The organism is Pseudoalteromonas sp. NZS100 (assembly GCF_015864815.1).
Taxonomy (GTDB): Bacteria; Pseudomonadota; Gammaproteobacteria; order Enterobacterales; family Alteromonadaceae; genus Pseudoalteromonas; species Pseudoalteromonas distincta.
Genome location: NZ_JADYWM010000021.1, coordinates 21,713 through 34,696 on the forward strand (window position 1 = coordinate 21,713; position 12,984 = coordinate 34,696).

Annotated in this window: 9 protein-coding genes; 2 read left to right on the plus strand and 7 right to left on the minus strand. The window is 41.0% G+C overall.

What is annotated here, in order from left to right:
- Positions 1–24: 24 nt before the first annotated feature.
- The 4 genes from I6E69_RS17410 to I6E69_RS17425 form a co-directional block, all read right to left on the minus strand.
- Entirely contained in the window at positions 25–1,125 is a 1,101-nt protein-coding gene (locus tag I6E69_RS17410) for a phosphotransferase enzyme family protein (protein WP_197121755.1), read from the minus strand.
- Positions 1,126–1,147: 22 nt separating this feature from the next.
- On the minus strand, positions 1,148–1,546 hold the full coding sequence (gene mutT / locus I6E69_RS17415; protein WP_007377262.1) for an 8-oxo-dGTP diphosphatase MutT: 399 nt from the start codon (positions 1,544–1,546) through the stop codon (positions 1,148–1,150).
- A gap of 68 nt (positions 1,547–1,614) precedes the next feature.
- A complete protein-coding gene (gene secA, locus I6E69_RS17420; RefSeq protein WP_039485905.1) occupies positions 1,615–4,323 on the minus strand; it encodes a preprotein translocase subunit SecA in 2,709 nt (902 codons plus the stop codon).
- Positions 4,324–4,694: 371 nt separating this feature from the next.
- The gene (locus tag I6E69_RS17425; RefSeq protein WP_024596300.1) at positions 4,695–6,722 is read right to left on the minus strand and encodes a methyl-accepting chemotaxis protein; all 2,028 of its coding nucleotides are present in this window, start codon (positions 6,720–6,722) and stop codon (positions 4,695–4,697) included.
- 116 nt (positions 6,723–6,838) lie between these two features.
- On the opposite strand from I6E69_RS17425, the gene I6E69_RS17430 reads away from it, so the two are divergent.
- The gene (locus tag I6E69_RS17430; RefSeq protein ID WP_197121756.1) at positions 6,839–7,609 is read left to right on the plus strand and encodes an NADP-binding protein; all 771 of its coding nucleotides are present in this window, start codon (positions 6,839–6,841) and stop codon (positions 7,607–7,609) included.
- On the opposite strand, the gene hutH is transcribed toward I6E69_RS17430, so the two are convergent.
- The 3 genes from hutH to hutC form a co-directional block, all read right to left on the minus strand.
- On the minus strand, positions 7,606–9,141 hold the full coding sequence (gene hutH, locus I6E69_RS17435; protein WP_197121757.1) for a histidine ammonia-lyase: 1,536 nt from the start codon (positions 9,139–9,141) through the stop codon (positions 7,606–7,608). The two genes, I6E69_RS17430 and hutH, sit on opposite strands and share 4 nt — an antisense overlap.
- A 2-nt stretch (positions 9,142–9,143) precedes the next feature.
- Complete coding sequence (gene hutU, locus I6E69_RS17440; protein ID WP_193225728.1) at positions 9,144–10,817, minus strand: urocanate hydratase; 1,674 nt, start codon at positions 10,815–10,817, stop codon at positions 9,144–9,146.
- 66 nt (positions 10,818–10,883) lie between these two features.
- The gene (gene hutC / locus I6E69_RS17445; RefSeq protein ID WP_002959947.1) at positions 10,884–11,591 is read right to left on the minus strand and encodes a histidine utilization repressor; all 708 of its coding nucleotides are present in this window, start codon (positions 11,589–11,591) and stop codon (positions 10,884–10,886) included.
- 119 nt (positions 11,592–11,710) lie between these two features.
- Between hutC and hutI the strand changes: the two genes are divergently transcribed.
- A complete protein-coding gene (gene hutI, locus I6E69_RS17450) occupies positions 11,711–12,958 on the plus strand; it encodes an imidazolonepropionase (protein ID WP_197121758.1) in 1,248 nt (415 codons plus the stop codon).
- Positions 12,959–12,984: the final 26 nt, after the last annotated feature.

Here is a 12,984-nt window from a genome sequence, read left to right on the forward strand (position 1 = left end):
AAATAACAAAAAACCAGTCAGTTTTTAGCTTACTGGTTTTTTTGTATCTTGAATTTGTTTATCGACTAAGCACGCGTGCATCCATTCTTCGTTACTCAGTATGTTTTTATAAAGCGCGAGTTGGTTTTGTGCTCGCTCTAAATTATGCTCTGCATGAGCTACTTTAAAGTACACATCGTTATTTAAGTAATCAGTTAAAAAGCGCACACTTAACATGAGTGGCATAATTTTAGCGCCTAATAATAAGCTTTCTTGCTCTAGTATACTCATGCTACTTTTTAATGGCGTTACATAGCCTTTAACAATGGCTGAAAATATATCTTTTCGAATAACAACGTTGTGTAAGTTTGTTGAATCCTCGGCTTCGGGGGAGCAAAATGTACGTACCATGTCGCCAAAGTCATAAAGCCAAAATCCTGCCATGCAGGTGTCTAAATCAATAACTGCTTTTGCTTTGTGAGTTGTATTACAAAACAGCATATTATTTATTTTTGTATCGTTATGACACACCCTAAGGGGTATGTGTTTAGCTACCTGACTAAGCTCAGTAATTAAATGCTGCTGCGTTAAGCAATATTCTATTTCGTCAGCGCAGTGCTTTACTCTATTAACTACGTTGTTAGTGATTGCGGTATTTAATTGCTCAAAGCGCATCGCTAAGTTATGAAAATCAGGAATTACAGTGTGTAGCTGTTGCGCATCAAAATCTTGTAATGCATAAGCAAATACGGCAAAGGCGTAAGCCGCTTGCTCGCTCTGCTGGGTATTTTTAACAACGTCTTCGCTGTAGCTATCACTAAAATAGTTAAGGACGCGATAATACGCATTATCAATTTTTATTAAGTGTTCGTCGTTTTGTGTAGCTATATGTTTGATTATTTCAAGCGGGTAATTATTTTGCAGTTGTTTAGCATTTAAATGCTGCTCAATTAGTTTTGCATTACTCACTAACTGAGCAGGGTTTTTAAATACCTCAGTATTTAGTTTTTGCACAATAAACTGTTTATCAATACTTGTAAGTAGCCATGTACTATTTATATGGCCGCTACCAATCGCACTAACTTGAGTTAGCTCAGGGGGCAGTGCTAACAGTTCGCTTAGCTTATTTTGTATTGAGATATTCATTGTGCTCACTTATGCTCTTTTTTTATGCGTATCGGGCAACTATTTTTTCGATAATTTCAGCATTCGCTTCAGGAAAGTCATAATTTTCTAATTCAGTAATTGCTACCCATTCGCTAGGTTGCCCTTCAGCGCCATGTGCCTCACCGCTAAAGTTACTTACTACGTGTACATCTAATTTAACGCATTTATCGCCGTAGTCATGTTCAATCACCATCAATTGGCTGGAGCTGTGAATGGTTAGTCCTACTTCTTCAATAAGCTCGCGTTTAAGTGCAACAAACACACTTTCTCCAGCTTCAACTTTACCACCAGGAAATTCCCATAAACCGCCTTGATGTTGTTCATCTGCACGTTTACAAATGAATATAGCGTTATTTTTCTTAATAACACCAACAGCTACATGTACAATTTCTATAGTCATTACTTTAAAACTCCATAAAAAAAAGCGACGCTAGCGCCGCTTTTTAATAAGCTACTGACAATATTGGGTTATTTTAATTTACCGCAACACTGTTTGAATTTTTGACCTGATTTACAAGGACAAGGGTCATTACGACCTACTTTTGGTTCTGTACGAGCCATTACTGTCGCTGTTTCTGGCGCTTCGCCACCTACGTGCTCAGCTTCTTCATGTTGGTATTCGCGAGGAGCATTTTCACTTTTACGGTGTTGCTCTTCTACTTTTTCAACATCTTCTTCTGCGCGTACTTGTACTTTACTTAGAATGCTTACAACATCTACTTTCAAGTTTTCAAGCATTTCGGAGAATAGCTCAAACGATTCACGCTTGTACTCTTGCTTAGGATTCTTTTGCGCGTAACCACGTAAATGAATACCTTGGCGTAAATGATCCATTGCAGCAAGGTGATCTTTCCAATGCTGATCAAGGCTCTGTAGCATAATCGCTTTTTCGAATTGACGTAAAACAGAATCGCCAACCTGCTCTTCTTTTTGCTTGTATGACTGCTCAACCGCCTGCTCAATACGCTCACGAAGCTTTTCTTCGTATAGTTTATTGTCATCTGCTAACCACTGAGTAATAGGTAACTCAATTAAGAAGTCTTGTTTTAAACGCTCTTCAAGGCCAGGAATGTCCCACATTTCAGCAAGGCTTTGCGGTGCAATGTACTGATCAATTGTATTGCTAAGTACGTCACCACGAATTGCAGTAATAGTTTCTGAAATATCACCTTCTTCAAGTAGTTCGTTACGCTGAGAGTAAACAACACGACGTTGATCGTTTGCTACATCATCGTACTCAAGTAGTTGCTTACGAACGTCGAAGTTACGTGCTTCTACTTTACGCTGTGCATTTTCAATCGCACGGTTTACCCATGGATGTTCAATTGCTTCACCGCGTTGCATGCCGAGTTTACGCATCATGTTAGTCATGCGCTCACCGGCAAATATACGCATTAGCGCATCGTCCATCGATAAGTAAAAACGGCTTGAACCAGCATCACCTTGACGACCAGAGCGACCACGTAACTGATTATCTATACGACGAGATTCGTGACGTTCAGTACCAATGATATGTAAACCGCCGGCATCAATTACTGCATCATGGCGAATTTTCCAAGCTGCTTTAATTTCAGCAATTTGCTCATCAGTTGGGTTTTCAAGTTTTTCAACTTCACTGTTCCAGTTACCACCTAACACGATATCGGTACCACGACCTGCCATGTTTGTTGCAATTGTTACTGTCCCTGGTAGGCCAGCATCTGAAACGATATCAGCTTCTTGCGCGTGAAATTTAGCATTAAGTACATTGTGCTTAATTTTTTCTTTGCGTAAAAACTGCGATAAATACTCAGAGCTTTCAATTGAAATAGTACCAACAAGCACCGGTTGTCCGCGGTCTTGGCAGTCTTTAATATCAATTAAAATAGCTTCGTATTTTTCTTCTTGCGTTAGGTAAACTAAATCGGCGCGATCATCACGAATCATCGGCTTATTAGTCGGCATAACAACAGTATCTAGGCCGTAAATAGATTGAAACTCAAACGCTTCAGTGTCGGCTGTACCTGTCATACCTGCTAACGTTTCGTATAAACGGAAGTAGTTTTGGAACGTAATAGAGGCAAGTGTTTGGTTCTCGTTTTGAATTTTTACACCTTCTTTTGCTTCAACAGCTTGGTGTAAACCTTCTGACCAACGACGACCTTCCATTGAACGACCAGTATGCTCATCAATAATGATTACTTCGTTTTCTTTTACTACGTAATCAACATCTTTTTGATATAGCTTGTGAGCACGAAGGGCCGCATAAACATGGCTTAGTAGCGTAATACTCGCTGCAGAGTAAAGCGAATCGCCTTCTTCAATTAAGCCGCGCTCAGTTAGTAATTCTTCTACTTTAATTTGACCGCGTTCTGTTAAATGAACTTGTTTAGATTTTTCATCTATAGTGTAATCGCCATCACCTTCAATACCTTCTTCGTCTTCTTTTTCTTGAAGTTCAAGTAAAGGAACGATGGTGTTTATTTCTGTATATAGCTCTGAGCTATCCTCAGCTGGGCCAGAAATAATAAGCGGGGTACGTGCTTCATCAATTAAGATTGAATCCACTTCATCGACTACAGCATAAAATAATGGACGTTGAACTCGTTCATCAATGCTAAAAGCCATGTTGTCACGAAGGTAGTCAAAACCAAATTCGTTATTAGTACCGTATGTAATGTCGGCAGTATAAGCTAGCTTCTTTTGCTGCGGCATCATACCTGGTACGTTACAGCCTACGGTAAGGCCTAAAAATTCAAATAACGCACGGTTGGTTTCAGCATCACGTTTAGCAAGGTAGTCATTCACGGTAATTACGTGAACACCTTTGCCTGTTAAGCCGTTTAGATAAGCTGGTAGAGTAGCTGTAAGTGTTTTACCTTCACCGGTACGCATTTCTGCAATGCGACCTTGATGTAAAACCATACCACCTAATAACTGCACGTCGAAATGACGCATGCCATTTACACGCTTTGACGCTTCACGTACCACAGCAAAAGCCTCTGGTAGAATGTCGTCAAGGCTTTGTCCGTTATCGTAACGTTCTCTAAACTCAGCTGTTTTAGCTCTTAAATCTTCATCAGAAAGCGCTTCAAGTTGCGTTTCTAGCGCATTGATTAGCGCGACCGTCTTTCTTAAGTTTTTAATAGTGCGGTCATTGCGACTACCAAAAAGCTTGGTAAATAAATTAGATATCATGATAAAACCGTTACAATGTATTCTTTGTCAGCCGAGTATCGGCTAACCCATTTTTAACAATTGGTAATTAATATGTGCTTTTAAGTAACACTTAGAACATATTAATTAGCAATTTTGTATTAAACCGTTCAAAAAGCACTGTTTATTACGTGCGCTACTATACCAGACTCTGCCAAACAACAAACTATCTCAATAAAAAGATCGGTGTATAAAATCGAAAAATTTGATCTGGTTCGTAAAAATCACTTTGTATTACTCAATTACAGTAAAAATAGCAGCGAACTGTAAAGATATGGTGCTAAATAAATTAAAAACAAGGGTTATAGTTGCGCTTAAGTTTTACGCTTAAACACAACTATAAAATGAATGTTTTATAATTTAAATTGATTAACCGTTTTGTTAAGCGCCGCAGCTAAATCACTTAAGTCACGAGCTTCGTCAGCGAGGGTGTGCGCATGGTCAGCGGTACTGTTCACTAAGTTATTAATTGCCGAAAGGCTCGTATTAATATCTTCAGCAACAACAGTTTGCTCCTCGGTAGATGTGGCTATTTGATGACTTTGGTCTTGTACTTTAGTAACCGACTGCGCAATATTGTGAAGTGAGCTAAGCACTTCTTTAGTTTGAAGCACTGAGCCCTCGGTTTGATCTTGGCCTTGTTGCATCATTACTGAGGCTTGTTGAGCTATTTGCTGCAAGCGCGAAATCATATTTCGAATATCGTCTGTTGATTCTTGTGTGCGACTTGCTAGTGAGCGTACTTCATCAGCAACAACGGCAAAGCCTCTACCGTGTTCACCGGCACGAGCAGCCTCTATAGCCGCATTAAGTGCAAGTAAGTTGGTTTGATCTGCAATGGAATTAATTACATCGACTAACGCACCAATGTTATTACTTTCTTGCTCAAGACCTGCAACCACTTTAGATGCTTCGCCAATATGTAATGCCAGTTCAGTCATTACTGTTTGCGCCTGTGTAGAACGGCTAGCTCCTTCAGCTGTAATTGCTTGTACTTCTTCAGCTGCGTTATTTGTGTGTTGTGCGTTACGTGATATTTCAAGCACAGTAGTCGCCATTTCAGTTACCGCTGCGCTCACGCTATCAACTTGCTGCTTCTCTTGCTGAATTTCAGAATTTGTTTTCTCAGAAACACTTCTTAACTGGGCCGCTGCATTACTTAGTTGTTCTGCTTGCGCTGCGGTATCAAGCATCATGGCGTGCAACTTATCAATAAAAGTGTTCATGTGGTTGGCCAGCTGTCCCACTTCATCTTGACTATTAATATCAATTTTTTGAGTAAGATCGCCTTCGCCCGATGCTATATCACGCATAATGTGTGTAAGCGTTGTAATGGGTTTTGAAATCATGTGGGTAGCCCATAAAATCATGGCTAATATAATGATTAAGATAATAATTACCGCCGTTGTTGTAGCGGTTACTGCGGCATTTACGGGCTCTTCAATCATAGTAGTTGGGATAAGTAGACCTACATACCAATCTATATAAGGCTGCTCTAGCTGCAAACGATGGTAAACCACATAAAACTGCTCACCTTTAAAAGTAACCATTTGGCTGCCTTCAAGGTTATTTCGCATTTGTGTATTTAACTCTTTAAAGCCTGCTGTATTTGTAAATTGTTGCTCAAGCGCATCGAGCCCTTCTTTACCGTTTGCACCTTCATCTGTAATTGAAAGTTTATGCCCAGTGGCCTTTGAAAAATGAACTACTTTTTGATTGCCATCGAGTAAAAATCCATAACCTTGGCCGTTAAAGCGAATATTTTCGACCATGTCGTTAATTTTGTTTAATTGTAAATCAACACCGCCCATACCGATGAGTTTTCGCTGAGCGTTATAAACAGGTTGTTGTACTACTGCGGATGCTACGCCTGTGGTTAAATCAACAGAGATTGGACCTACGTAAAGCTTGTTAACTTGCATGGCTTCTTGCCACCACCCACGCTTGTAGGCGTAATAAGGCTGGCCGTTGTAGTGACTTGTACGCTCGTTTTCTTTAAAGTATTCACCGGTGGTTGCTGAGGCAAAAAAGGCCGATAAAATGTTTTCGTCATTTGAGCTTAAACGCACAAAGTCTTGGTTTACTTCGTTGTAACCTGGCGCGCTTTCGAGTGCTTGATCGCGCGTATCCCAATTTTCAAAAAAGTTGATTAAATGTGGGTTATTAACAAAGGTTGATACCATTTTACCGTACATCGCGAAGTAACTTTGCATTGAAAGTTGCTCGGTCTGTAGATAACTTTGTGCTTCGTTTTCTATGTTTTCTCTAGAGAGATTGGCAATGTGTTTAACAAAAAATGTTGAGGCGATAATTAGTAAAACGGTAATTGTTCCACCAATCAATAATAATATTTTCTTCCGTAATGATAAATTATTTAGCATGAGTACACATATTTTTATTATTTATGAAATTATATCTAATCATATCTTACTTAAAATCTCTATAAAGTTAGATAGAAAGAACTAATTATGCGTTTAAAATAAAGGCTTATACAAAAATGACAAATAAAAGTAATAAATTAGTAGTATTAGGTGCAGGCTGGTTAGGACATGCTTTATGCGTAAGTGCGCAAAAAGCTGACTGGCAAGTACAAGGAACGCATAGAACAGATATACACGAGTTTGACTTTGAGCGTCAGTTTACACTTGAAGATGGACAATTAAGGCATCAAGTTGATTTACAAGATGCTTATTGGGTATGTGCTATTCCACCACGTAGCAGACACAGTGAAAGTAATTATCCTGAAACACTCACCGCAGCGCTTAAGCTTTCAAAGGAGCTAAACGCAAAGGGCTTTTTATTGTGCTCATCAACCGGGGTGTACGATCAAGAGCCTGGTGTATATAGCGAAAGTAGCGATATTTCATGCACAAACGAGCGCCAAATAAAGCTTTACGAAGCTGAAGAGCAAGTGCTTGAACAAGATGGCAAAATACTTCGTTTAGCTGGCTTACTAGGGCCTAATAGAGAACCGGGGCGTTTTGTGGCAGGTAAAGAGCTCAATACATCAAGTGAGCAAGTGGTAAATATGGTGCATCAACAAGATGTAATTAATGCTATTTTTGCGGTGATAGAGCACTGGCAAGTAGGGCAAAATATTTATAATGTTGTTAATCCTGCGCACCCCACAAAAGCTGAATACTACGCGATGAAGTGTCAGCAACATGATGGTGAAATGCCAACGTTTACAGGAACTGATTCGGCTGAGCGCAAAATATTAGGCTCAGCCATTGAAGCCTTAGGGTTTAGCTATCAGCACGGTATTTAATATGCTGAAGGCAGGGGACTGCTCTCTATAAAGTCGCATAGCTTACCTTCACTTAGTAATGTGTTAGCAGCTTCGATATCGGGAGCAAAGTAGCGGTCTTTATCATAATAACTCACATGCTCGCGTAACAACGCTTTAGCGCTTTGCACTTTATTTGATGGTTCAAGCGGCTTTCTAAATTCTAGCCCTTGAACCGATGCTAACCATTCTATTGCCAAAACACCTTGGGTATTATTGGCCATTTCATCTAAGCGCCTTGCTGCAAAGGTTGCCATAGAAACATGATCTTCTTGATTTGCAGATGTAGGCAAGCTATCGACCGAAGCCGGATGCGCTAATGATTTGTTTTCTGATGCAAGCGCTGCTGCGGTAACTTGGGCAATCATAAATCCTGAATTTACCCCCCCGTTTTCAACTAAAAATGGCGGTAATTTGGATAGGTTTGAATCGATAAGTAATGCAATTCGCCTTTCTGCTAATGCACCAATTTCGGCAATTGCGATAGCTAAGTTATCGGCGGCCATTGCAACGGGTTCTGCATGAAAGTTTCCGCCCGATATTATGTCGCCTACATCGGCAAAAACTAGCGGATTGTCGGTTACACCGTTTGACTCGCATAGCAACACTTCTGCGGCTTGGCGTATCTGAGTTAGACAAGCACCTAGCACTTGAGGTTGGCAGCGAAGGCAGTATGGATCTTGTACTTTTTCACAATTGACGTGGGAGCTACTAATCTGAGAGTGCGTATCGAGTAGCTCTCTAAATACTTGAGCGGTGTCTATTTGACCACGTTGGCCGCGAATTTCATGAATACGTGCATCAAATGGCGCGCGACTGCCCATTGCAGCTTCTATGCTTATTGATCCGATAACGCAGCTTTGTGCATATAAGTTCTCGCTTCTAAATAGGCCTTGTAGTGCAAACGCAGTCGACGCTTGTGTGCCATTTAATAATGCTAAGCCTTCTTTGGCTGCAAGGGTAAGGGGTTCAAGTCCCGCTATTTTTAACCCTTGTGCTGCGCTAATTATTTCTCCTTTATGTCGCATTTGACCTTCAGCTAATAAAGGTAGACACATATGCGCAAGAGGAGCTAAATCTCCCGATGCCCCAACGGAGCCTTTTTTAGGCACGCATGGATATACTTCGCTACTAAGCAGCTGCATAAAAAATTGGATCACTTGCAGGCGAATACCCGAATAGCCACGTGAAAGCGAATTTACTTTTAAGGTGATCATTAACCTTACTGTGCTGTCATCCATGTATTCGCCAATACCCGCAGCGTGTGAAAGTACAATGGAGCGCTGTAATAATTCAAGTTCGTCGTCGGCAATTTTGGTATTGGCTAATAATCCAAAGCCGGTGTTAATTCCGTATACAGTGCGGTGTTCATTAATAACGTTTTGAACGGTTTGCGCGCTGGCTGCTATTTGCGACTCGGCATGCTTTGCAAGGCTTAACTTTACCGGTGAATTATTAATTTTTCTTAGTGTGTTTAAATCAAGTGATCCGGGTGTGAGAGTAAGTTCGAACATGATCATTCCTCGTTTAACATAGGTAGGTCTAAATTTTGTTCTTTAGCGCAGTTTTTTGCTATGTCGTATCCGGCATCAGCATGGCGCATTACACCTGTTGCAGGGTCGTTCCACAGTACGCGAGCAATACGCTCTTTAGCTTCATCAGTACCATCGGCAACAATAACTACACCAGAGTGCTGACTAAATCCCATTCCTACACCGCCACCATGATGAAGCGACACCCAAGTAGCGCCACTTGCGGTATTAAGCAGTGCGTTAAGTAATGGCCAATCTGATACTGCATCTGAGCCATCTTTCATGCTCTCTGTTTCGCGGTTAGGGCTGGCAACTGAACCAGAATCGAGGTGATCGCGACCAATAACTATAGGGGCTTTAAGTTCGCCATTTTTAACCATTTCATTAAAGGCCAGTGCAAGGCGCGCTCTATCTTTTAGGCCAACCCAGCAAATACGTGCAGGTAGCCCTTGAAATTGTATGCGTTCCCGCGCCATATCAAGCCAGTTATGCAAATGTGCATCATCAGGAATAAGCTCTTTTACTTTAGCGTCGGTTTTATATATATCTTCAGGGTCGCCTGATAATGCTACCCATCTAAATGGTCCAATACCTTCACAAAATAAAGGGCGAATATAGGCAGGCACAAATCCAGGAAAATCAAACGCGTTGGTAACACCCTCATCAAGCGCCATTTGACGAATATTATTACCGTAATCAGTAGTGGCGGCACCGGCTTTTTGTAGTGCCAGCATAGCTCTAACTTGGACTGCCATTGATTGTTTAGCGGCTTTTACTACGGCTTTTGGATCTTGCTCACGCATTTTTGCTGCGTACTCCATTGTCCAGCCTTGTGGTAAGTAACCATTTAATGGATCGTGAGCAGATGTTTGATCTGTGACTACATCAGGGGTAATGCCTGTTTTAACCAGTGTACTAAATACATCGGCAGCGTTACCAAGCAAACCCACTGAGAGGGCTTTACCTTTTACACATGCATTGGTTACTAATTGCAGTGCGTGTTCAAGACTTGTTGCTTTTACATCAACGTAGCCTGTTTTTATACGAAAATCGATACGGCTTTCATCACATTCAACAACCAGTGCACTAAACCCAGCCATTGTAGCTGCAAGTGGTTGCGCACCGCCCATACCACCAAGACCACCTGTTAATACCCATTTACCACTAGCGCTACCTGCAAAATGTTGCTTTGCCATAGCTACAAAGGTCTCGTAAGTTCCTTGTACTATGCCTTGCGAGCCAATATAAATCCAAGAACCCGCCGTCATTTGCCCGTACATCATCAAGCCTTTTTTATCGAGCTCGTTAAAGTGCTCCCAATTTGCCCAGTGTGGAACAAGATTTGAGTTAGCAATAAGCACGCGAGGAGCATTACTGTGGGTTTTAAATACACCAACGGGTTTTCCTGATTGTACAAGCAGGGTTTCGTCGCTTTCGAGCCTATCGAGGGTTTCTATAATTTTGTCATAACTTGGCCAATCACGAGCTGCTCGGCCAATACCACCATATACAACAAGTGCATGAGGATGCTCTGCAACGTCAGGGTCTAAGTTATTCATTAGCATGCGCTTAGCAGCTTCTGTTTGCCAGCTTTTAGCACTTATTTTATCGCCGAGAGGTGCACGTATTACGCGACTTGTGTCGAGTCGGTTGTTCATGTTTTGCTCCTGTTGTATATACAAGGTGATTTGTTATAAAAAAAGCGCAGTAAGCGCTATTGTTTGTTATTTTTTAAATGTTAAGTGGCCACCTAAACGATATTTACTGCCTGGTGATACAAGGCGCGCAAAGCTCACAATGCCTTTAACAGACCAGGTGCGTCGGATCACTTGTAAGCATGGCTCTTCATTATATAAGTTTAACCATTGGCACATTTCGCTGTTTGGCATAATGGCCTCTACTGTATGCCTTGCTTGGGTAAGTGGGGCAACACTAGATAGATATTCATGTGGTGTAAGCATGCTAAAGTCTTGTTGTAAGTAGCCAGTCGCAAGGGCAGGGTTTACAAAACGCTCTTCTAGCTGCAAAGGGCTGTCGTTTTCGTTATGCACAAGTACACTTCGATATACAACACTGTCAACCTCAACACCAAGTGCAATGGCAATAGGTGCGACTGCATTTATTGATTCGAGTATGAGTACGCTACAGGTGTAGTTGCCGTTACGCTCTTTTACTTCATCAGCAATATTTTTTATTTCAAGTAATGATGACTGCGATTTAAATGTAGCTACAAATGTACCTAACCCTTGGCTGCGGGTTAAAATGCCTGCCTCGGTTAATTCACTTAGTGCTCTGCGGGCCGTCATCCTGCTTACACTAAATTGACTACTTAGTTCGTTTTCAGAGGGAACACGTTGGTTTTCTTGCCACGTACCGCTGCGAATTTTATCAACAATGAATTGTTTTATTTGCGCAAATTTAGGTGTCGTCATTAAATTTATGGTTACATTAAAAATAAACTATATAAATAAGATGACACAATTACCTTGTATATACAAGACGGGTTGTTAGACTATATTTTCATCACTCTGGGCGTAAAAAGGGCTGTAAAATGCAAAGCACAACACAAAATTATGAGTTAGAAGAAATCGACTTACTTTTAACTGATGCCAATATTGCCACTATGGATAGCAATATAAATGCCCCTTATGGCGCAATTGAAAATGCTGCTATAGCCATTAAAAATGGTAAAATTGCGTGGATTGGAGAGCAATCAACATTGCCTAGTTTTGATGTGTTTGCAACGCCGACATTGAGTGTAAAAGGGCAATGGTTAACGCCGGGCCTAATAGATTGCCATACTCACTTAGTATTTGCAGGTTCAAGATCGCAAGAGTTTGAACAGCGCTTGCAGGGTGTAAGTTATGAGCAAATCGCAGCACAAGGCGGTGGCATAGCAAGTACGGTTAAAGCCACAAGAGCAGCCGACCGTGAACAATTGTTTGTAGATGCAAAAGATCGCTTAAATACGTTGTTAAAAGAAGGTGTAACCACCGTTGAAATAAAGTCTGGTTATGGGCTAGATACTGAAAACGAGATAAAAATATTAGAAGTCGCTCGTTTATTAGGTCAACATCACCCTATTGATATTAAAACTACTTTTTTAGGGGCGCATGCTCTACCGCCTGAATACAAAGGCCGTGCTGATGAATATATTGATTTAGTGTGTACTGACATGCTTGATCAGGTAGTGGCTAATAATCTTGCTGATGCAGTCGATGTATTTTGTGAAAATGTAGGGTTTAGTTATTCGCAAACCAAACGTGTTTTCCAGGCGGCTAAAAAGCACAACCTCCCAGTAAAATGCCATGCTGAGCAGCTATCTAATCAACAGGGTTCTCAGCTGGTGGCGCAGTTTAATGGCCTTTCGGCGGATCATATAGAGCATCTAGATGAAGAGGGTGTAAAAGCCATGGCAGACGCTGGGACGGTAGCGGTGTTATTGCCAGGTGCATTTTATTTTTTAAGAGAAACTAAATTCCCACCTATTGAATTACTTAATCAATATAAAGTACCGATAGCTATTGCGAGTGACTTTAATCCTGGTACTTCACCGCTGTGCTCAGTGCACTTGATGATGAACATGGCATGCACATTGTTTAGATTAACACCTGAGCAAGCATTAGCTGGTGTTACTCGAAATGCAGCTAAAGCACTAGGGTTAGACGACCGTGGTATTTTAAAGGTTGGCGCAAGAGCTGATATTGCGCATTGGCAAATAAGTCATCCATCACAATTAAGTTACCAATTTGGCGTAAATAAACTGTTAAATTTATGGATTTTGGGTAGAATTAATTAGTTTGTATTATTTTTGCTCACATATAA